The sequence below is a fragment of the Flavobacterium sp. P1_E4 genome (genome assembly GCF_056405915.1).
Genome location: NZ_JBFUBE010000004.1, coordinates 131,942 through 153,610 on the forward strand (window position 1 = coordinate 131,942; position 21,669 = coordinate 153,610).

Genomic DNA, 21,669 nt, shown 5'->3' on the forward strand with positions numbered 1-21,669 from the left:
GAAAAGTTGTTATGAAAACCAATCTTCTGCTCCTAAAAATTTAGCAACTTATTAGTCGTTGTGTACGTGGGCTACCGAGAACATTCCGTTTAGATTGGCAGTAATCAAAGGTAATTGAGTGCCTCCCATAATCATTGCTCCCATACCTCCCATATTGTTATCTGAAAGTTTGATTTTATTGGTTCCGTCAATGATTTTAGACACATCGGCGATAACATGGATTTCAGGAGTAATTGTGGTTCTCACCAAAGCATTTGAAGGCAAAGTCAAAGTCACTTCTGTATAGTTATAGTCCGTTCCGGTTTGTCCTGTATGAACCATAAATGAGGTATCGGTAGTTACGGTTGCTGATGTAAAAGTTCCTTCAAAATCAACAAATTTATAACCAGCTGACCAACTCCACAACATTCCTGCATCCTGTGCTTGAGTAAGGAAATCTCCTTGACCAGTAGCACCCAATTCCCATTGAGCCTTGTCTACACCAATTCCGAATTTTACTTTGGTGTAATCGCCTGCAGGGATATTTTCCAATTCGATTTCGTGGCTATCGTCTGTCGCTTCATCAACAATAAAATAGCTATCACTTTTTGGATAAATAATCGTTGTACCATCAGCTTTTGTCAAAACAATATTACTGATGATATACTTTATTTGGCTAATTTTTAAAACTTCTGCTTGTGAAGTCGTGTTGGCCTGTGTATCCAAAATAAGGTCATTTGATCCAAAAGCATTATCAAATTCCACTACTAATTTACCAGTACCTGTAATTGCTTCATCATCATTATTAGAACAGCTTACCAATACAGTGCCCATTGCTAAAATAGCAATTGCTTTATTTATTATGTTTTTCATCATTTAGTTTAGTATTTCTTAATTTATTTAAAATGGGTGCGTGCGCAACAACGTTCACAAACGATGAATACCATTTGCAACTATTGACACAAAAGTGTGTTTTTAATAAAATCTAAGAAATAAAAATCGGCGGTCTTAAAAGGGATTCCAAATGGGAATTGGAATATAAATTGGAATAGGTATTGCTATTGTTTTCTTTATCCAAAAATGATACAGAAGCAATAGAAAAAGTCTTGATTTCTTGAAAAAACAGTAGTTCAACAACAGGAGAATATCCTTTTTTATCGGAAGATGCAGGCTTTTCATTTTCGGCAGCCTTAGCCAGTTCTTTCATCAGATGACATTTTCCGTTACAATGCATCATTGGCTTTGCCTTGTTCTCGCAAAGTACCTTAGAAATGTATTCATAATTGACCACGTATTCTATAACCGGAAAAATCGGCTTTAGAAAAATAGCAATGATAAGTATGAATACAAAGTTTTTCACGGTGCAAAGATAGCACAGCGCTTTAAATTATAAATGACATAAATCAGTTTTTCACAAATTAACGTTAAAACATTAAACCTTTGACCATTACAGTCATCTTATCCCTATAACTTAAAAACAAACAACATGAAAAAATTAATTATTGCCTTAGTATTGGGAATAGGATTGACTGGATTTGCACAAGAAACCAGGCCACAACAAAACAAAGCCGACATGGAAAAAATGACTCCAGAACAACGTCAGCAAAAACATTTGGCTCATCTGACCAAAGAATTGACTTTGGATGCCAAACAACAAGAAGCCGTAGGTAAAATTTTAGCAGAAAAAAGTGCCAAAGCCCAAGAACTAAAAGCTCAAAAAGACACCCGAAAAGCCAGTGGAGAAAAACTAACTCCCGAAGAAAGAACAGCTTTTAAAAATAAAATGCAAACCGAAAAATCAGATACTGAAGCTAAAATGAAAGCCATCTTATCTGCCGACCAATACAAAAAATGGCTTGCAATAAGAGAAGAGAACAAAGAAAAAATGAAAGAGAAAATGAAAGAAAGAAGAAGTGGAGGAATGTAGAGAATAATTTTGATTGAATCCTTTTTGATCCCAAATATGAATTCCACTTATTTGCGCCAATTAATTTGGGCAAATGAGTGGAATTTATGTTTTATTATTTGACGTTATTTAGAACGTTTTAGAAACTTTATCTATTGCATTAATAGTAAAATCCAAGTCTTCATAAGTCAGCGCATCGGTGATGAACCAAGTTTCATAGGCTGATGGAGCTATGTAAACTCCTTCGGCAACTAGTCCGTGGAAGAATTTCTTGAAAGTTTCATTATCTCCTGCTCCAGCAGATTGAAAATCGGTTACCGGATTCGCATCAAAATGAACCGAAATCATAGAACCTATTTGATTTATTGTAAAAACAACATTATTGGCTTTCAAAACTCTTTCGATTCCAGCCCCTAAATAAGCAGTTTTCTCTTCCAGTCTTTTGAAAATTTCACGGTCATTATCTAATGCCTGCAACATAGCCAATCCAGCCGCCATTGCCAATGGATTCCCAGACAACGTTCCCGCTTGGTAAACAGGTCCTAATGGTGCAAGGAAATTCATAATTTCAGCGCGTGCCGCAAAAGCTCCAACAGGTAATCCACCCCCAATTACTTTTCCGAAACAAACAATATCTGCATTGATGTTGAACAATTCCTGAACTCCACCTCTAGCCAATCTAAAACCTGTCATTACCTCATCAAAAATCAGTAGAATTCCATTTGCAGTACACAATTCGCGCAATCCTTCCAAAAATCCTTTAACAGGTGGAATACATCCCATATTTCCGGCAACAGGCTCTACAATTATGGCTGCAATTTCATTTTTGTTGGCTTCAATTAAAGTCTTCACATTTTCCAAATCATTGTATTTGGCAAGCAAAGTATCTTTGGCAGTTCCTACTGTTACACCAGGACTGTTTGGAGTTCCAAAAGTCACAGCACCACTCCCCGCCTGAATCAAAAACGAATCGGAATGACCGTGGTAACAACCAGCAAATTTGATGATTTTATCTCTTTTGGTAAAACCGCGAGCCAAACGCACCGCACTCATACAAGCCTCTGTACCGGAATTCACAAAACGGATTTTATCTATATTTGGAACCATTGAAACTGCAAGTGCAGCAATCTGTGTTTCCAGTTCCGTTGGCATCCCGAAAGATGTCCCCAATTTGGCTTTTTCAATTACGGCTTCAACTACAGGTTCGTAGGAATGGCCCAAAATCATTGGCCCCCATGAATTGATATAATCGATTAATCGATTTCCGTCTTCATCGTACAAATAGGCTCCTTTGGCACTTTTTACAAATATTGGTGTCCCTCCCACGGCTTTAAAAGCTCTTACTGGTGAATTTACTCCTCCCGGAATTACTTTTTCTGCTTCAGCAAAAAGCTGACTACTTCTTTGGTATATCATTACGATTTAAAATTTTAGATTTTTGGCTTCAGATTTTAGATTTGACTGAATACTAAAAACTGAATACTGCAAACTTATTTCACAATCAACTTCTGTCCAATTGAAAGTGTATTCTCTGTTAGATTATTTTTCTGTTTTAATTCTTCTACCGTTAAATTAAATTTTTTGGAAACGGAATAAAAAGTATCTCCTTTTTGGATTTCATACAAACTGGCTTCATCAGCGCCAAAATTATCCTGAAGTATTACTTTGGATTCTTCCTTTGCCATCTCTTTTCCTAAAACTTTGGCATCGTACTGACTTAAATTATAGGTTTCTATATAGCCTATTAATTTTTCAGGATATCTTGGATCAGTTGCATATCCAGCTTCTCTCAAACCTTTTGCCCATGCTTTGTAATCCCCTTTGGATAATGTAAACAAATTCGAATATCTCTTTTTTCCAGTCAACAACATTGCGTGGTCTTTATAAGACTCCGAAGCTTGATTGTATTTCCTAAAACATTCATTTGCAGAATCATCATCTTTATAGACTTTATCACCTGTCCAATCGTTATGGCATTTGATTCCAAAATGATTATTCGCTGTCGTTGCCAAATCACTTTGTCCCGAACCTGATTCCAGAATTCCTTGTGCCAAAATAATACTGGCAGGAATTCCATAAGTTTTCATATTGGACATCGCAACTGCATTGTATTGCGCAATGTAACCATAGGTCATTTCATTTGTGGACAATGGTTTTGAAGTGGACTGAGTGGTCGCTTTACTACTACTATTACTACTCCCGTTTTGGATTGGTTTGGAATATTTCCATCCTACAGGTTTTTTTGTGGTTTGAATTGTTGATTTTGAAGAACCGCAGCTTATGAAAGTTGCAATTACAAGAAATAAAATTATTTTTTTAAACATATTTTTACTTTAAAATATTGTTATATGACATTTATTCGATATTTGACATTGTTTTTTGCCATTGCTATTGAAATTGAATCACTGTTTTGTTTTTGCTTTTCAAAAGCGTATTCATTCCCTGGATTCCTTGTAATCCTCCTGTATGAATCAATAGAATTTTGAAATTATGGGGAAAATAGTCTTTCTGAATTAAATCTATAACGCCAAAAACCATCTTTCCAGTATAAATGGGGTCTAATGGAACTTGTGTTTGTTTATAAAACTGATTTATAAACTGAATCAGTTCTTCATTTACTTTTCCGTAGCCTCCAAAATGATAATTGGTTATCAATTCCCAATTTTCGTTGGTGGCAAATTTACGAATTTCATCTTTTAAAAAGTCTCCTTTTAATGCTGGAAATCCCAAAACTTTTTGGTGTGGAAATGCACTGTTGATTATCCCCGAAATGGTACCTCCCGTTCCTACCGCACAACATATATAATCAAACTTAGCGTCTTCTTCAGTGAGTATTTCTTCGCATCCTTTTATGGCATACTCATTAGTACCGCCTTCTGGGACAAGGTAAAACGATCCGAATTTCTGTTGTAAGTTGGCTATAAAATCAGGTTCGGTTTTGAATCGATAGGCTTCTCTGGTCACAAACTCGAATTGCATTCCACATTCTTTGGCAAACTGCAAAGTTGGATTTTCGGCAATTTTATCACCTAATTCCTCTCCTCTAATTACTCCGATGGTTTTAAACCCCTGTTCTTTTCCTGCATAAGCAACCGCAGCAATATGATTGGAATAAGCGCCACCAAAAGTCAATACAGTTTCTTGTTTTTCGATTTTGGACTGAAGCAAATTGTACTTTAACTTCCTAAATTTATTCCCCGATATAAAAGGATGAAGCAAATCTTCCCGCTTGATCTCAAGTGAAATTCCGTTAGGTAGTTCGTATGTTATTTTCTGATTCAAAATTTAGTATTTATTATTTTATTACCGCTAAGACGCCAAGGCACAAAGAAAATAAACTTAGCGACCTTGCGCCTTTGCGGTGAGACCTTTTATTTCCTATTTTCTCGCAAATAATTTAAAAAAGTAAAAAATGTTCTCGTTTCAAGGTAATTCAAATGCTGTTCATTGTCATAAGCTTCCCTTTCAAAACTGATATTTCTATAGGCCAAATTGGCGTTTTTATACTGTAGCAAACGTACCGCATATTCCACAAAATACCAAACAAAAAAAGGCAACACCAATAATTCCAATTGCTGCCGAAGATGGATTTTTTCGTGGTTGACAAGTACTTTATTTTCGGAATCAAATGCATATTTTATAAACACAAAAGGAAAGACTGTTAGCCCGCGATATCCTTTAGGAATTAAATATTTGGCAACAATAACAAACATTGGTTATAAAATTTATAGATTTGTACAGGCAATTTAGTCCAAATTAAAGAAAAACACAATCGCCTAATTGCGAATTTCAAGCATAAATAAAGAATGGCAGAACAAAGTAATGAAAATAAATTAACTGAGGGAGAAGATTTTTATTACACTCCCGAAGGATACAAATGCTTTACAGAAAAATACCATTTGAAAAGAGGGTATTGTTGCAAAAGTGGTTGTCGTCATTGTCCCTACGGATTTGACAAAAAAACTGGGGAAATTAGAAAATAGAGTAAAGATAATAGAATAAAGATCTCAGAAGTCAGAATTTAGATTTCAGAAAACAGCATTTTAAATATTTCAGCAATAAATGGACATCCTTTCTTTAAAATATAAAATTAAAATCCACAAGTCCTACCACAGGTCGGATATACGGTATCCCTAGCCGATATTGTTTTTTAGTGCATACAAAAGCAACAAAGACAATTGAATATTTAGAAATCTTTTGAAAAAGTTATTTCTAATTTTCCAAAAAAGGTCTTGATTTACGGATGCGCGTGAGGGATAGAAACTAGCTACCGAAGTAGCGTGGATAGCCCGACCGCAATAGGGAAAGGGGCGACTCAAGACCCACCTATATCAGCCCCTTTTTCTATTGTGGTCACGCCCAAAGTGTTGCTCATTAGAACAAATTTAATTTTAGATTTTAAAAACAAAAAAATGACTTTTCAAGAACAAATACAACAAGGAATCCCCTCTATATTACCACAGCCAAAACCGTATGAGGCAAACATTAATCACGCGCCGAAACGGAAAGAAATCTTGTCGGACGACGAGAAAAAACTGGCGCTTCGGAATGCTTTGCGCTATTTTGAGCCAAAACACCACGCTGAATTAATCCCTGAATTTCGCAACGAACTAGAAACGTACGGACGTATTTATATGTACCGTTTGCGTCCCGATTATAGAATGTATGCCCGACCAATCTCGGAATATCCTGGAAAAAGCGAGCAAGCCAAAGCCATTATGCTTATGATTCAGAACAATCTGGATTATGCGGTGGCGCAACATCCGCACGAATTGATTACTTATGGAGGGAACGGTGCGGTTTTCTCGAACTGGGCACAATATTTATTGACGATGAAATACTTATCGGAAATGACCGATGAGCAAACTTTGACAATGTATTCCGGGCATCCGATGGGATTGTTTCCTTCCCACAAAGAAGCACCAAGAGTTGTGGTTACCAACGGAATGGTAATCCCTAACTATTCTCAACCTGATGATTGGGAAAAAATGAATGCTTTGGGAGTTTCCCAATACGGGCAAATGACCGCAGGTAGTTATATGTACATAGGCCCGCAGGGAATTGTACACGGAACGACAATCACGGTTTTGAATGGTTTTAGAAAAATAAAACGCAGTCCAAAAGGCGGCTTATTCGTAACTTCAGGATTGGGAGGAATGAGTGGTGCACAGCCAAAAGCAGGAAATATTGCAGGCTGCATCACGGTTTGTGCCGAGGTAAATGCAAAAATCACTCATATTCGTCACAGTCAAGGCTGGATTAATGAAGTGGTTGAAGATATAGACGAATTAGTCAAAAGAGTTGCTTTGGCGAAAGCCAATAACGAAACCGTTTCTATCGGGTATCTCGGAAACGTGGTGGATGTTTGGGAACGATTTGACGAAGAAAACCTTTATATTGATTTGGGTTCTGACCAAACTTCGCTTCACAATCCGTGGGCTGGAGGATATTATCCAGTTGGAATTTCATTTGAAGAAGCCAATGATATGATGGCAAATAATCCTGATTTATTCAAGGAAAAAGTACAGGAAACATTGCGTCGTCACACAACAGCTATTAATAAACATACGGCCAAAGGAACCTATTTCTTTGATTACGGAAATGCCTTTTTACTGGAAGCTTCCCGTGCTGGTGCTGATATTATGGCTAAAAATAATATTGATTTCAGATACCCAAGTTATGTACAAGACATTATGGGACCTATGTGTTTTGATTATGGTTTTGGGCCTTTCCGTTGGGTTTGTACTTCTGGAAAGCCTGAAGATTTAGCCAAAACAGATGCTATCGCCTGCCATGTATTGGAAGAAATGGCCAAAACAGCTCCGATAGAAATTCAGCAACAAATGCAGGATAATATTCAGTGGATAAAAGGTGCGCAAGAAAATAAATTGGTTGTGGGTTCTCAAGCCCGAATCTTATATGCCGATGCCGAAGGTCGTGTTAAAATTGCCGAAGCTTTCAATCAGGCTATCGCCAAAGGTGAAATAGGATTGGTAGTTTTAGGCCGTGATCATCACGACGTTTCGGGAACTGATTCGCCTTACCGAGAAACTTCCAATATTTATGACGGATCTCGTTTCACTGCCGATATGGCGATTCAAAACGTGATTGGCGACAGTTTCCGAGGCGCTACCTGGGTTTCCATTCACAATGGTGGTGGCGTTGGCTGGGGTGAAGTTATCAACGGTGGTTTCGGAATGGTGCTTGACGGTTCCAAAGAAGCTTCTAGACGCTTGGCTTCTATGCTTTTTTGGGATGTCAATAACGGAATCTCAAGACGCAGCTGGGCCAGAAACGAAGGCGCTGTTTTTGCCATAAAACGTGCTATGGAAGTAGAACCGTTGTTGAAGGTGACACTACCAAATTTGGTGGATGATAAATTATTAGAATAAAGCACATAAAAATCATTTTAAATCTGCTGAATCTGCGTGACATAAAAAAAAATTGGCACGCAGATTTTTGCAGATTCAGCAGATAAAAATAAAATCTAAAGAAATTTTCAGCAGCTAATCCTGCTATTCGCTTCAAGATTTTTCATAAACTCGTTTTTTTCTAAGAACAAAAAGAGCTTCCTTTGGTCGCTTTTTTTGTTCAAGAAAAAAATACTCGTTTATCAAAAAATGCTTTCCACTACTATCAGGGCTAAAACAACTAACTGCAAACAAATGTATTTGGTAGAGATCTTTGAAAAATCATTTTTTTTAACTACCTTAGAGTAACCAAATTGGTACGATTTTTGCGCTAAATTTAATTCAACATTAATCACATAACACATGAAAACATTTAAGCTCCTGCCCTTATTACTACTTTTCATCGTTTCCTCATGCGACACTGTAAAAGTATATTCTGATTATGACAGATCAGTTGATTTTACACAATACAAAACTTTTGCTTTTATGAAATCCGGAATTGACAAAGTCGAAATTTCTGATTTGGACAAAAAAAGAATACTGAATGCCATCGACCAACAATTACAGGCCAAAGGATTTACCAAAAGTGAAACTCCCGATTTATTAGTTAATATTTTTACCAAATCTCGAGAAGAAATCAGCGTAAACCAATTCAATGCTGGATGGGGTTACGGTTGGGGTTATGGCTGGAATCCTTATATGTATGGAGGACAAACTTATGTGAGTTCATCTACTGAAGGCACATTATACATTGACCTTATCGACGCCAAAAAGAAAGAACTAATCTGGCAAGGTGAGGGTACTGGAACCCTTTCTAAAGACATGGCAGAAAAAGATGCGATAGTTAATGATATTGTAACCCAAATTTTGGCACAATATCCTCCTGCAAAACCCGAAACAAAGGAAAATAAAGAAAAGAAAAAATAATTTATTGTTCAATTCACTAAAATGAATACATTTACAGTCTAAGCAATAAAAAATGAAAAACTTAATTAACATCATCATTCTCATTATTATAATTATCATTCGATAATTATAGCGAGGTGTTATATAAATAAGTAATCAATATACATTTATGAAACCTCCCACATCGGGAGGTTTTTTATTTTAGAAAAACATGAAAAATTCAGCAACAATTATCATTATAGTAATTATCATTATTCGTTTTTTATGACGAGTCAGGATTCTATTTTCTAATAAAGCCTTTCTCAATTCAAATCGAGGAAGGCTTTTTTTTTTAAACAAAAACAAACTATTCAGCTATGCAACAAGAATTCACAATAACACTTTTTAGCGAAAAACAGGAAGGATTAATCAATAAAGTAGCCCTTATTTTGACTCGAAGAAAAATAAACATAAACAGCTTCTTAGTAGTTTTTTGTAAAACAGTAAATTTATATCGTTTTACGATTACGCTTATTGAAACAGAAGCAGCAGTTCAAAACATAGTGTATCAAATGGAAAAAGTTATTGAAGTTTTTAAATGTTATTTACAGACTGAAGCTGAGCTTTCTACTCACCAAATTCTACTATTAAAGTTTCCAAATTCAGATGAAACCGCCATAAAGAAATTTTCTTCCTATAAAAATGAAAAAGCGGTTCCTGACAACCAAAATTTAAATACTTTTTCGGAAGAAAAAGAAAAACAAGTCGCATCAATTATCAATGCCTTTCCAATTATTCAGGAAACTGGCTATTGCCTTTATACTAGTAAAACGCACAAAGAAATAATCCAACAATTAGCTACAAAAATAACTGAATTAGAACCAATGAATTTCTTTTAATTAAGAGTTTTAAATTCCAAATACTAAAAAAATGACTTTATTTAAAGCCGTACAACAGGCGCAAAAACAACTTAAAAATGTAGTTCCTTCTACTCCCCTGATTGAAAACTTAAATTTATCGGAGGAATTTGGGGCAAATATTTTGCTAAAACGTGAAGACCTGCAAGTCGTTCGATCCTACAAAATAAGAGGAGCTTATAACAAAATAAGTTCCTTAACGGATACCGAAAAAGAAAATGGAATTGTCTGTGCCAGCGCTGGAAATCATGCGCAAGGCGTTGCTTTTTCTTGTCATCTTTTAAAAATAATGGGCAAAATTTATATGCCAAAAACGACACCCAAGCAAAAAGTAAAACAAGTTCAATTGTTTGGAAAAAAATATGTAGAAATTGTTTTGACTGGCGATACATTTGATGACGCTTATGCAAAATCAATAGCTGACGCCACACAAAACAGCAAAGCCTTCATTCATCCTTTTGATGACTTAGAAGTGATAGCAGGCCAAGGCACTGTTGGATTAGAAATCCTTGACACTTACAAAGAACCTATTGATTATGTATTTGTACCCATAGGCGGTGGTGGACTGGCATCAGGACTTTCGACCGTATTCAAACAATTAAGTCCTAATACTAAAATCATTGGAGTAGAACCTCTAGGCGCTCCTTCGATGAAAACTTCAATTGCCAACCACAAAAATACTCCGCTGGACACCATCGATAAATTTGTAGATGGAGCCGCTGTAAAGCAAGTGGGCGATCTGACTTTTGACATTTGCCAAAAAAACTTAGACGACATTATACTGGTCCCCGAAGGAAAAGTATGCACTACTATATTGCGATTGTACAATGAAGAAGCCATGGTAGTAGAACCTGCTGGAGCATTAACGATAGCAGCCTTAGATTTTTACAAGGAAGAAATAAAAGGGAAGACAGTTGTCTGCATTGTCAGCGGTAGCAACAATGACATCGAAAGAACTGCCGAAATAAAAGAACGCTCCTTGCTTTATGAAGGATTGATGCATTATTTCATGATTCAGTTTCCACAACGTCCCGGAGCATTGAAGGAATTTGTAAACGACATCTTGGGCCCAGATGATGACATTACTTATTTTCAGTTTGCAAAAAAGAATAGTCGTGAAGTAGGATCGGTTGTGGTTGGTTTGGAATTAAAGAATCCAAATGATATTCATGCCATAAAAACCAACATGAATGCCAAAGGATTCGAATACCAATACCTCAACGAAAGACATGATCTATTTACCCAATTGATAGGATAACAGGATAAATTAACAGTTCTTTTTTAGTCGATTTTCTAATTATAATCTACCTTTGGGTAGACTATTTTATTCAAAAAAACAATGACAAATAAAGACATAACAAACATAGAAGACATCAAATTAATGGTAGATACATTCTACTCGAATGTGAGAAAAGACGAATTGATAGGATCTATTTTCAATGAAAAAATAGGCGACCGCTGGCCAGAACATTTAGAGAAAATGTACCGCTTTTGGCAAACTATTCTACTGGAAGAACACACCTATTCCGGAAGTCCTTTTCCACCTCACAAACAACTTCCTGTCGAGAAAGAACATTTTAACCGCTGGATGGAGATTTTTACTAAAACTGTGGATAGTATATTTACAGGTAAAAATGCTGATGAAGCCAAACTCAGAGGCAAAATGATGGCAGAAATGTTCCATCACAAAATTGAGTATTTCAGACATGAAGCGAAGCATCCGCTTTTGTAAAAACAGAAACAAAAAGTAATTAGAAAACTACCGCAGATTCACAGATTATAAAACAATACAATCAGTGAATCTGCGGTAATTTATTTTTTAAAACCATTATATTGCATTTGTTGCACTAATAAAACCAATAAAAAGATTTGAAGAAGTGGAAAAATAATTTCTATTACAAAGCTTCCTTTTAGCTTCTTTAAATTGTACTTTTGCATATAAACTACATCGATTTCGTTATGAACAAAAAAATAGAAAGCAATCCACTATTAGAACGATTGCCTAAACATTTAAAACAGTTTATCAAAGCTCAGGATTACAGCGATTACACTCCAATTAATCAAGCAGTTTGGCGTTATGTAATGCGTAAAAACGTGAATTATCTCTCTAAGGTAGCTCACAGTTCCTATCTTGAAGGATTGAAAAAAACGGGTATTGAAGTAGACAACATTCCGAGCATGTATGGTATGAACCGCATACTTACCGAAATTGGCTGGGCTGCTGTGGCAGTTGATGGCTTTATCCCACCAAATGCCTTTATGGAATTTCAAGCGTATAATGTTTTGGTAATTGCATCAGACATTCGCCAGCTCGAACATATTGAATACACTCCCGCACCGGATATTATTCACGAAGGTGCCGGCCACGCCCCTATCATTGCGAATCCAGAATATGCAGAATACCTGCGTCGTTTTGGCGAAATAGGTTGTAAAGCCATTTCTTCGCATAAAGATTACGAAATGTATGAGGCCATTCGGTTACTTTCTATTTTGAAAGAAGCGGAAGGCACACCACAAGCCGAAATTGAAGCAGCCGAAAAAGCAGTTGAGGACCTTCAAAACAATATGGGTGAATTATCAGAAATGGCCCAAATCCGAAACCTGCATTGGTGGACAGTTGAATATGGTTTAATAGGTACATTGGAAAACCCTAAAATTTACGGAGCCGGTTTATTGTCATCCATTGGCGAAAGCGCTTGGTGTATGACAGATAATGTAAAGAAAATCCCTTATGATTTTTCAGCAGTTCACCAAAGTTTTGATATTACCAAATTACAACCGCAACTTTATGTAACTCCAGATTTTGCTTATTTGAGTTTGATATTGGAAGAGTTTGCCAATACTATGGCTTTGCGTACAGGAGGATTGTCAGGCATTAAAAAACTAATCCATTCGAAAGCATTGGGAACTATTGAAATGAGTACTGGCTTACAGATTTCGGGAGTTTTCACGAATGTTATCGAACAGGAAGGAAAACCAATTTACTTTCAAACCACAGGTGAAACTGCTTTATCATATCGCGAAAAAGAATTGGTTGGTCACGGAACGATTACACATCCGGAAGGTTTTGGTAGTCCAATAGGAAAACTAAAAGGTATTAATCTAGCCATTGAAGATATGAGTCCACGTGACTTAAAAGCATATGGCGTTTATGAAGGACAAACTGCCACTCTGGAATTTGAAGGTGATATAAAAGTCGTTGGAGAAATCATTACCGGAAAAAGGAATCTACATGGAGAGATTATCTTAATTTGTTTCAAAAACTGTACGGTTACACACGGAGACACTATTTTATTCAAACCAGAATGGGGGAATTATGATATGGCCGTGGGCAAAAAACTTGTTTCGGCTTTTTCTGGGCCAGCCGATGTAAGCAGTTTTAATTTGATTTCGCACGTTCCTTCGAGCAAAACCATTAAAGCCAAACAAACTGCCGAAAGAGACGATCTGGAAGTATTGTACCAAACCGTAAGAAGCATTCGCGAATCGAATGACACAACAGCTTCATTGGAACCTATTTTTGAAAAACTTCAAAATAGTCACCCAAATGATTGGTTACTTTCTGTGGAATTGATTGAGCTTTTAAATACTCGAAATGAAACAAATTTAATGCAACAAATACTTTTGCATTTGGAAAACCTTAAAAAACAACGTCCTGAAATCGAGAAATTAATTTCGAATGGTTTGGAGTTGATTTTTGAGAACGAAGAAACTACACATTAGAATTATAAAACACGAATTGCACGAATTAGCACGAATTATGGAAACTGTAATTCGTGTTTTTTTTAACATCCCAACTACCCGCAAACTTGTCATCCCGAGGAACGAGGGATCTCCGCAATCTAAGTAAAAAATGAGCCTCTTTGTCGAATAGTATTGCGGAGATCCCTCGTTCCTCGGGATGACAATATTGGGTATAGGTGTTGCGTTTACTTTTCGGAATAGATAGTGAGGTTGCTTCGTTTCCCGCTATGACACAGTTTACACAGTAGTCTAATTGCAAAAATGGCAATATCTTTCCCCTTAGAGCCCCGATTGAAGTAAAAATCCTTTTGTGCCGGGGTTCGGCTTATAAGATTGAAATGGAAAGCGGGACGATGTTTCCCTAAAAAGCCTAATCATTCTGCTCCAAAAATTCATAATAAAACACAGAGGATAGTCATTAAAAAGGATAACCAATAGCAATATTAAGCATTAAATTATCTTTCCTCCAAGATCCGCTTCCAAAATCGACAGCATCAATCACCCAATTACTTCCGTTAATCAAATAAGGCTGTCTGATTGGAAAAGCGAGATCGGTTCGCAGGATTAAAAAAGAAAAATCAAAACGCAGTCCTGCTCCCACTCCGACTGCTATTTCTTTCATAAAATCTTTTGATATCTGACCACCGGGTTTGTTTTTATCTTCATTTAAAAGCCAAATATTTCCCGCATCCAAAAACAGTGCTCCGTTTACGATACTGAATAATTTGGTTCTATATTCGGTATTGAATTCTAATTTTATATCTCCTGTCTCATCTGGCAAAAAATCAGGATTTGGATTTGGATTTTTATAACTTCCCGGCCCTACTGATTGTGATCGAAAGGCCCGGAGACTATTGGGGCCACCGGCTACAAACTGCCTGGAGGATGGCATCACAGTATTGTTCCCATAGGCATATCCAGCACCCGCAATAAATCTAGTGGCTAACTTGCTATTTTCACCGAGCTTTAAGTAATGTCTGAAATCTCCTTTGACTTTTACAAATTGGCTGAAAGGCACATCAAAGAACTTGATGGTATCGCCTTTTTTGGCATTTGCTCCCATTAGCAAGCCTGTAATATTCCCCGCTAAATCCAATTCACCATTGAAATAAACGGTATGTTTCTTTCTTTTTTGCATCGTATTGGTAAAAGTATACGAATAGGTAGGTCCAAAAATCAATTGCTTTTCAATTACTTTTCCCAATGATGGATTTGTCTTAATTTCTTCTAGATATGAATCCGTTACGTCTTTTGGACTTACATAATTAATTTCCAACACTTTCAATTCGTGTTCTGCTCTGACGCTCTCTTTCCACAAATAGCCGAAAGAAGTTTTGAAAGAATTCAAAGTATACTGATCGGCTTTGCTTTGGCGTTCATAACGGAGAAGCACTTTTGTTCTGGGAACAAATTCGCTCGAATTTTGCCATTTAAAAGGAGCCACTAATCGAGGCCAAATCAAACTGGCTTCTCCACCAAAAGTATAAATATCGTGTCCTCCATTCTGACCCGAAACCTGAAAATCAATACCTCCAAATAAGGAAAGCGTAAACAATTCGGCACCGCCAAAAAAGTTTCTGTTGTTCCAATTAACTTTTGCTTCAGTTCCTGTATATCCAGCCGAATTGGTACTGGCTCCTACTTCAAAACGAAGGAACTTTTTGGGTAACAACGTCAGATAATAATAGGCATTTAAGGCGTCTGGAATTGAATCATCCACTTTAAATTCATTTTTTACAAACTTAAAAGTCCCTAAATTCACAAACCTGTTTAAGGAAAGGTTATGATTTTTTCTGTTGTACAAATCGCCTTTTTTAAAATACAAAGTGCGGTCAAAAACTCTTGGATTAAAAGTCTTGGCAGAATCAATAATCGTAAAATCTTTGTACTGTACAATATCTTCCTTTTTATAGGCAATACTATCCGTCAGAATTGAATAATTCGGATAAACAATGATTTCATTTATGGTATAGGGTTTTCTCGCTTTGGATGGCGTTTCTTCTTTTATTTTCAGTCTAATGCTGACTTCGTGATCACCTTTGGAACTATCTACTTGAGCCAAAATATAATCAGGATTAAAGAAGTAATATCCTTTTTCTTTTAATCTGGCATCGATGCGTTCGCGTTCCAATTTTATAACTTCCAAATCATAAGGATTACCCGGAATCAAAAGGGTTCTCCTTTGAGTTCTAGCAATCGATTTTCCCAAAGCAGTGGAATCATCAGGAAAGGAAACATTTTTAATTTTGTATTGTTTTGAAGGCCAAACGGTATATTCTGCTGTGGCTTTTTTTCCATGTCTAGTAGAATCTGACTGTACTTTTGTTTTAAAATAGCCTCTGTTTTCGGTATAATTCCGTAAGACAGAAGCATTATACTCTAAATCCACTTTGCTGAATAAAACGGGTGGTTCTCCCACTTTGGTACTTAACCAATACTGGAAACCTTTATCTTTTGTGGGTTTTCCTGCCAAATTATAAATTAATAATTTTGGTCTTAGTCCCAATATTTGTTTGTTAGGATTGGGGCGTAAAAGATTTTTCAATTCAGTTTCTAATGCTTTCCTGTCCTTTCTTTTTATAATTGAATCCTCAACTTTTACGGAACCGCCTGTATAAAGCAAATCACCTTCAGGCAAATACTTGGCATTACCGCATCCTAAAATGAAGAATGAGCACAGGATTAAAAGATATTTTGAATGTTTACTTTGCATAAGATACTTTCGCTTTTTGCTTCTCTTTCTCTAATCTCTTTTTTTCTTTACGAAGTTGTTCCTTTTTCGTTATCTCAATTTCTTTGGCGCTTCGTTTAAAAAGCTCTTTGAATTTGTTGTATTCCATTGTGATGATAAAGACAACGCCTGTTTCTACAATTTCGCCTTGAATCGCAACTTGGTATTCGTTTTTTCTATACGCCCGAATCATGTATCTTCCATCTTTACTCAATTGGTATTCTAAAGAAGCATCACCTGCAATATTGGACGCATCTTCATTGGCCCGTTCTTCTCCTTCGACACCAAAACTGCTTCCTACGGTAACTTTTAATCGGTCATTCAAAAGTTTCTTTGAAACCGCTACATTCAAATCGGTTCTAGTCTCTTTCGCCCCTGAAGTGTAATCTTCGGTCGACTCTAAATCGAATTCTAATTGAACGCCAGCAATTAAATCTCCAGCGAGATCGTTTAATTGTTGCGAAAGTATTTTACTGGCACTTTGTCTCGCAAGATATTCAGCACTTGTGCTTCCGCTTTCACTGGAAAAAGGATTCTCGCCTACGAATCTATTTAGCAATAACAAGGCAAATACCTGTTTGTTTAATTCTGACGGATCTTGTCTCAGCTGTTCCAATTTTGTTTGGGATGCGCTTACAATATCCGACGAAACATCATAATTCCCGTCAGGTAAAACAATATCAAAAGTAATTTCAGGTTTTAGCAATTCGCCATTCATTTTCAATAAAGTCTGAAATGGTATTTTTTGTTTGTATGAGTTTCTAACCTCGGGAGTTACTGCTCCAAGTTGATCGCTTAGCAAATCCAATGGTGCTGTATTGACTTTATATACTGCCGTAATATTCATAGTAGCCATCGTTGGCTCCCCATTCCAAATAATATAACTGCCTTTCTGAATATCAAATTTTCGTCTAATCATATTGAAATTCATTTCATAAGAACCACTATCAAACTCATATTTACCTGTAAGCGTAGTTTTTCCGGAAGGGTCAACTCCTGCAGTAAGTTCGGCTTCCCCTTTTAAATTCAGATAATCACCATTTCCTTTATCAATCACCAACGTAAATTCGGCTTCCTTATCAATAGTAATGGCAACCGACACATCCATTCCAATTAATTTCGATTGATTCAGTTCTTTCTGCAATTCAACCGTTTGTTTTAAATACAGATTATCTTCATCTACAAACTCCACAATTCCTTCCCTGTCAACAATAGAAGGATCGGTTTGTGGCAGTACAACCGTGAATTTTGTTTCGTCATTTATTTCAATATTTCCATTGACTACAGGGTTGTCAAGCGTTCCTCCAATCTTTAATTTGGTATCCAAAAAAAGATCGCCGTAAAACAAATCATTATCGGTAACTTTAGAATGTATTGCCCTAAAATCATCCGCTTTTACGGCTAAATCAAAATTAAAATCCCTAAAATTTTGCGTTGTCATTTTACCGTTTACTCCCAATTCATTTCCATTTTCATCATAAATCGAAAAGTTGTCGAATGTAATTTCTTCGTTTCGCAAAGCGATTTTTTCATCATTTACGCTAAAATAAGAATTGAGCTTTGTTATTCGGAATCCGGCGTCTTTAAATAACAATTCTCCATTTACTTTTGGTTCCGAAATATTTCCGGTAATCTTAAATTGCCCTGACAATGAACCTTTACCATCGGTTATGTTTCCAAACGAAAACCCTTGAATACTTTTGACATTTAATTGATTTACATCCAAATTAAGGTCGAAGTTTTCGCTGTCAACCCTATATGTTCCCAAAAGGGCGAGATCGTTGCCTTCACCGGAAAGGGTCATATTTACCGAAAGAATATTTGCCGTTTTGTTATCCACTTTTAAACCGATATTTCCAACAGCTTCTCCTCCAAAGACAAACTTATCAATGGTCAAATCCGAAGTAAAAATGGGGTTTGTCATCACGTTTTCGAATACGACAGAACCATTTATTGAACCCTGCACTCCCAAATTTTCTTTCTTCACCATATTCAAAATTGTCTCCATTTTGAAATTTACAAAATCAACGTGAAGTGGTGAATTATCATGATTCTCTTGAGATTGAATCTTAAGTTCGTTGCCCGAATTATCCAAATAAAATTTATTGATATAAAGTCTTTGGCCTCCGAATTCAATTGCATTTTCCGGATTTATATTCCATTTATCATAATTCAAAACCAAGTTTTCCGCATTCAGTTTAATTACATTTTTTGAATCTTCGTGACGCAATTCACCTGCAATAAAATATTGGTCTTTTTTGTCTTTATCTTTTACCTGCAAAGCACACGAAAGGATATTGTTTTCGGCTTTTCCCGACAAACTTGTCAACGGAATTTTAAATTGCCCGCCTTCAATCGTCCCTACAGAAACTTGATATTCTAAGACATTATTCTTGGTTTCGACATTTATTTTTCCGTCGGATATTGTATTATTGGCATAAATAATTTTCGGAATTGTTCCTTTTATTTCCAATGTATCCCCTACACTATTGTATTTTCCAGAAATGTTTAAAGGTTCCAGTCCTGTCAACTTTGGAATCAATTTATATAAAATAGGGTCATTTTGAACAGCAATAGTAAAGGTAAATTGTTGTTTCTCCGAATTGGGTTTGTATTTCGCAGTCTGAACATTTATATATTTTGACAATGAATTTAGAATTGCATCCGAAAGTGTGGTCAGTTTGTATTTACCGTCAATTTCAGCTTTAATAAATTGAGAGCTTATTTTTATATTATTTTTTTGATTATCTGAAAAAGCAATAATTTTAACCTTATCTAAAACAATCGGTTCTGTATCCTGCAAAATTTGAACATTAGAAGCTACAATTTCTCCGTTCAAATAATCGGGATTACTGTTGGCAATATCGGCAATAACGTTTCCTCGAAGTTTCAACGGGCCGGCGTGCAGATTCAGTTTTTCCAAATCGGCGATGTCAAGGTTCAGATTTAATTTTACAGCCGGATATTTATCTTTGAAACCACCATTTGCATCCAATTTGAATTTTAGATTTGGATCTTTACTGTCGGCTTTTACATCAAAATTTCCTTTGGTAATCGTACCTTTCAAAGCGATGTTAGAGTACGCATATTTATTGAAATTCGCTTTTTTTACAATGGCTACGAGCTGAGCATTTGCCGTTTTAGGATTCAGTCCTTGCCCTTTAACTTTGGCATTTCCCGTGATTTTCCCCAAGGAATCATTCTTAATAAGTCTTCCAAGATTGAAATCCATAAAAGCAATTGTCGCATCATACTTTTCACTGTTCTTAATTCTGTTATCAAACAATGCATCCACATTGGCCTTGCCATAACTGCTGTTTAATACCAATTTAGTTTTAAAATTATTGATGGAACCTTTGAATTTTCCGCTAGCATCAAATTGTTCTGGAAGCCGAATCGTTTTGGGAAGTGATCCTTCAGGAGCAAAAGAAATTACGTCACGTGAAGAGGACGTTATGTTTTTTATATCCAAATCAAAAAAAGCTTTTTCGTAATTGGGTAGTCCTTTGATTTTACCCGAAACAGAGACTTTCGTATTACCAATTCCCTGCATCTGAAAATAAGGAATGTTCAAGTCTTTTACCATACCATTTACACGGGAATTGATATATAAAATGGCATCCGGATTCGATTGAAAAGGATTCGTTTTTCGAAGTTGTGGGGCAAAAAGCAAAACATCCTTAAAACCAATTCTTGACTGACTCAAATTCGCATCAACCGACAAATCCCCTATATTTTTTGAAAGACTGGCAAGCGATTGATAGTTCACTTTTATTTTATCTTTCAATTCTGTTTGAGGAGTTCTTAAATATAAATCATTCAGATAGGATTCCTTTGGTCCATAAAAAAACTGTGTTTTAAGTTGCTGAATTTTCAGTCCGCTTTTTTCATTCACTGCTAAAGATTTCACACGTCCCGAAATAGTGTCATTTGCAAAATAAATATGTCCAGCTTTGACGTTAAGCCCATTCAAATCAAGATGACTGTAATCCATTCCATTTGCAATTCCGGGAGATTCCATATCATCAAACTTGAAAGCAATGTTTTGCAAGTCCAAAGATTTCAATTTCATTTTCCAACCTTTTTCGGGAATTGCAATGGTGTCTAAATTGGGTGTTTTTATTTGCTTTTCTTTTTTACCAAGCAGTAGATTTCCCTTTAGATTTTTGACTTCAAATGTATCAAAATCAAGTATCTGATTTTTTATATCCAAATCATTTACCAAAAGTTTTAGTTTTCCCAAAGTCAGTTTGGAATTCATTTTGGAATCTTTATTGTCATAAGCAATATTAATTTTAGACAATGTGATTTTTTTTAGTTCCAAATTAAAATCGCTTCTTTTGGAAATAGTATCAATTGTTTTAACTGAGACTTTGGCGATTTTCTCAACTAGATCCTGATTTAAGACCACATTCAATCCATTCAAATCAATGTATGGAATATTGAAATCCATTTTGTCTAAATCAAATTCTTTGAATTTTGTGCTGAAATCACCAAGTTTTACTTTTATGTCATTCTTTGATAAATCGTCTTTGAATTTAAACTTGATGTTCTTTAAATCCACATCAACAACTGATATAACATAGGGTTCACTGTTTGGATCTTTTGGTTCGGTAGAAGCAAATGCCTTAATTATATAATCGAAGTTAAAAACAGAATCTTTATTTCGGGATATATTGGCAGTTGTGTTTTCAAGTTCAATGGAGTTTATTTCTATTTTATGATTGATGATTTTAAACAAATCGATATCAATCTCCAACCGTTTTCCACTCAATAAAGTGTCTTTATGTTGATCTTCAAAATAAAAACCTTCGAGGATTATAGTTTTTGGGAAACTAATTGCAATCCTATCTAGGGAACTTTTAGTTTTAAGTTTGTCATTGAGATAAGTGAGTGCTTTATCCTTAGTAAAATTCTGAATGGCCGGAACTTGAATCAATATTATAATGAACAACAAAAAAATCACAATTGTAACAGCACTCCAAAGCATAATACGCAGTGCTTTTTTTACAAAAGAATTTAGTTTTTTGTTCATATAAAAATCTTTGTAAATAAATGCGCTTAAATTTTGACTATTCCTACCCTGTATTTAGGAAT

General features: G+C 35.8%; 16 protein-coding genes. 8 read left to right on the forward strand and 8 right to left on the reverse strand.

What is annotated here, in order from left to right; translation table 11 throughout:
• Positions 1 to 51: 51 nt before the first annotated feature.
• Both AC1DY0_RS05915 and AC1DY0_RS05920 read right to left on the reverse strand, forming a co-directional pair.
• Positions 52 to 852 (reverse strand): MbnP family protein, encoded by an 801-nt coding sequence (locus tag AC1DY0_RS05915; protein WP_477187716.1) that lies wholly within the window; start codon positions 850 to 852, stop codon positions 52 to 54.
• A 112-nt stretch (positions 853 to 964) separates the two neighbouring features.
• Positions 965 to 1,339 (reverse strand): hypothetical protein, encoded by a 375-nt coding sequence (locus AC1DY0_RS05920; RefSeq protein WP_477187717.1) that lies wholly within the window; start codon positions 1,337 to 1,339, stop codon positions 965 to 967.
• Between the two features lie 126 nt (positions 1,340 to 1,465).
• Between AC1DY0_RS05920 and AC1DY0_RS05925 the strand changes: the two genes are divergently transcribed.
• The gene (locus AC1DY0_RS05925; protein ID WP_477187718.1) at positions 1,466 to 1,906 is read left to right on the forward strand and encodes a hypothetical protein; all 441 of its coding nucleotides are present in this window, start codon (positions 1,466 to 1,468) and stop codon (positions 1,904 to 1,906) included.
• Positions 1,907 to 2,014: 108 nt separating this feature from the next.
• Here the strand turns inward: AC1DY0_RS05925 and hemL are convergent, their stop codons facing one another.
• The 4 genes from hemL to AC1DY0_RS05945 all read right to left on the reverse strand — a co-directional run bounded on the left by hemL (position 2,015) and on the right by AC1DY0_RS05945 (position 5,598).
• Positions 2,015 to 3,301, reverse strand: coding sequence for a glutamate-1-semialdehyde 2,1-aminomutase (gene hemL, locus AC1DY0_RS05930; protein ID WP_477187719.1), 1,287 nt, complete (start codon positions 3,299 to 3,301; stop codon positions 2,015 to 2,017).
• 74 nt (positions 3,302 to 3,375) lie between these two features.
• Complete coding sequence (locus tag AC1DY0_RS05935) at positions 3,376 to 4,209, reverse strand: glucosaminidase domain-containing protein (RefSeq protein ID WP_477187720.1); 834 nt, start codon at positions 4,207 to 4,209, stop codon at positions 3,376 to 3,378.
• A gap of 64 nt (positions 4,210 to 4,273) precedes the next feature.
• Positions 4,274 to 5,167, reverse strand: coding sequence for a 1-aminocyclopropane-1-carboxylate deaminase/D-cysteine desulfhydrase (locus AC1DY0_RS05940; protein ID WP_477187721.1), 894 nt, complete (start codon positions 5,165 to 5,167; stop codon positions 4,274 to 4,276).
• A gap of 89 nt (positions 5,168 to 5,256) precedes the next feature.
• Positions 5,257 to 5,598, reverse strand: coding sequence for a hypothetical protein (locus tag AC1DY0_RS05945; protein ID WP_477187722.1), 342 nt, complete (start codon positions 5,596 to 5,598; stop codon positions 5,257 to 5,259).
• A 93-nt stretch (positions 5,599 to 5,691) separates the two neighbouring features.
• Between AC1DY0_RS05945 and AC1DY0_RS05950 the strand changes: the two genes are divergently transcribed.
• The 7 genes from AC1DY0_RS05950 to AC1DY0_RS05980 all read left to right on the forward strand — a co-directional run bounded on the left by AC1DY0_RS05950 (position 5,692) and on the right by AC1DY0_RS05980 (position 13,820).
• On the forward strand, positions 5,692 to 5,868 hold the full coding sequence (locus tag AC1DY0_RS05950; RefSeq protein ID WP_348823460.1) for a DUF5522 domain-containing protein: 177 nt from the start codon (positions 5,692 to 5,694) through the stop codon (positions 5,866 to 5,868).
• Positions 5,869 to 6,297: 429 nt separating this feature from the next.
• Positions 6,298 to 8,277, forward strand: a complete 1,980-nt coding sequence (locus AC1DY0_RS05955; RefSeq protein WP_477187723.1) for a urocanate hydratase — start codon at positions 6,298 to 6,300, stop codon at positions 8,275 to 8,277.
• A 381-nt stretch (positions 8,278 to 8,658) separates the two neighbouring features.
• Positions 8,659 to 9,222: a DUF4136 domain-containing protein gene (locus AC1DY0_RS05960; protein ID WP_477187724.1), complete on the forward strand. Its 564-nt coding sequence runs from the start codon at positions 8,659 to 8,661 to the stop codon at positions 9,220 to 9,222.
• A gap of 335 nt (positions 9,223 to 9,557) precedes the next feature.
• The gene (locus AC1DY0_RS05965; protein WP_477187725.1) at positions 9,558 to 10,079 is read left to right on the forward strand and encodes an ACT domain-containing protein; all 522 of its coding nucleotides are present in this window, start codon (positions 9,558 to 9,560) and stop codon (positions 10,077 to 10,079) included.
• A 31-nt stretch (positions 10,080 to 10,110) separates the two neighbouring features.
• Positions 10,111 to 11,355, forward strand: coding sequence for a threonine ammonia-lyase IlvA (gene ilvA / locus AC1DY0_RS05970; protein ID WP_477187726.1), 1,245 nt, complete (start codon positions 10,111 to 10,113; stop codon positions 11,353 to 11,355).
• A gap of 81 nt (positions 11,356 to 11,436) precedes the next feature.
• Positions 11,437 to 11,829: a group III truncated hemoglobin gene (locus AC1DY0_RS05975; protein ID WP_477187727.1), complete on the forward strand. Its 393-nt coding sequence runs from the start codon at positions 11,437 to 11,439 to the stop codon at positions 11,827 to 11,829.
• Positions 11,830 to 12,056: 227 nt separating this feature from the next.
• Complete coding sequence (locus AC1DY0_RS05980; RefSeq protein WP_477187728.1) at positions 12,057 to 13,820, forward strand: aromatic amino acid hydroxylase; 1,764 nt, start codon at positions 12,057 to 12,059, stop codon at positions 13,818 to 13,820.
• 439 nt (positions 13,821 to 14,259) lie between these two features.
• On the opposite strand, the gene tamL is transcribed toward AC1DY0_RS05980, so the two are convergent.
• A complete protein-coding gene (gene tamL, locus AC1DY0_RS05985; RefSeq protein WP_477187729.1) occupies positions 14,260 to 16,554 on the reverse strand; it encodes a translocation and assembly module lipoprotein TamL in 2,295 nt (764 codons plus the stop codon).
• Positions 16,544 to 21,607: a translocation/assembly module TamB domain-containing protein gene (locus AC1DY0_RS05990; RefSeq protein WP_477187730.1), complete on the reverse strand. Its 5,064-nt coding sequence runs from the start codon at positions 21,605 to 21,607 to the stop codon at positions 16,544 to 16,546. The genes tamL and AC1DY0_RS05990 overlap by 11 nt, the downstream gene beginning before the upstream one ends.
• Positions 21,608 to 21,669 lie beyond the last annotated feature (62 nt).

Bases quoted from the DNA above. Each gene is read 5' to 3' on its own strand.
- AC1DY0_RS05915 (WP_477187716.1), bottom strand. From the start codon at position 852: ATGAAAAACATAATAAATAAAGCAATTGCTATTTTAGCAATGGGCACT.
- AC1DY0_RS05925 (WP_477187718.1), top strand. From the start codon at position 1,466: ATGAAAAAATTAATTATTGCCTTAGTATTGGGAATAGGATTGACTGGA.
- hemL (WP_477187719.1), bottom strand. From the start codon at position 3,301: ATGATATACCAAAGAAGTAGTCAGCTTTTTGCTGAAGCAGAAAAAGTA.
- AC1DY0_RS05935 (WP_477187720.1), bottom strand. From the start codon at position 4,209: ATGTTTAAAAAAATAATTTTATTTCTTGTAATTGCAACTTTCATAAGC.
- AC1DY0_RS05945 (WP_477187722.1), bottom strand. From the start codon at position 5,598: ATGTTTGTTATTGTTGCCAAATATTTAATTCCTAAAGGATATCGCGGG.
- AC1DY0_RS05950 (WP_348823460.1), top strand. From the start codon at position 5,692: ATGGCAGAACAAAGTAATGAAAATAAATTAACTGAGGGAGAAGATTTT.
- AC1DY0_RS05955 (WP_477187723.1), top strand. From the start codon at position 6,298: ATGACTTTTCAAGAACAAATACAACAAGGAATCCCCTCTATATTACCA.
- AC1DY0_RS05960 (WP_477187724.1), top strand. From the start codon at position 8,659: ATGAAAACATTTAAGCTCCTGCCCTTATTACTACTTTTCATCGTTTCC.
- AC1DY0_RS05965 (WP_477187725.1), top strand. From the start codon at position 9,558: ATGCAACAAGAATTCACAATAACACTTTTTAGCGAAAAACAGGAAGGA.
- ilvA (WP_477187726.1), top strand. From the start codon at position 10,111: ATGACTTTATTTAAAGCCGTACAACAGGCGCAAAAACAACTTAAAAAT.
- AC1DY0_RS05975 (WP_477187727.1), top strand. From the start codon at position 11,437: ATGACAAATAAAGACATAACAAACATAGAAGACATCAAATTAATGGTA.
- AC1DY0_RS05980 (WP_477187728.1), top strand. From the start codon at position 12,057: ATGAACAAAAAAATAGAAAGCAATCCACTATTAGAACGATTGCCTAAA.
- tamL (WP_477187729.1), bottom strand. From the start codon at position 16,554: ATGCAAAGTAAACATTCAAAATATCTTTTAATCCTGTGCTCATTCTTC.
- AC1DY0_RS05990 (WP_477187730.1), bottom strand. From the start codon at position 21,607: ATGAACAAAAAACTAAATTCTTTTGTAAAAAAAGCACTGCGTATTATG.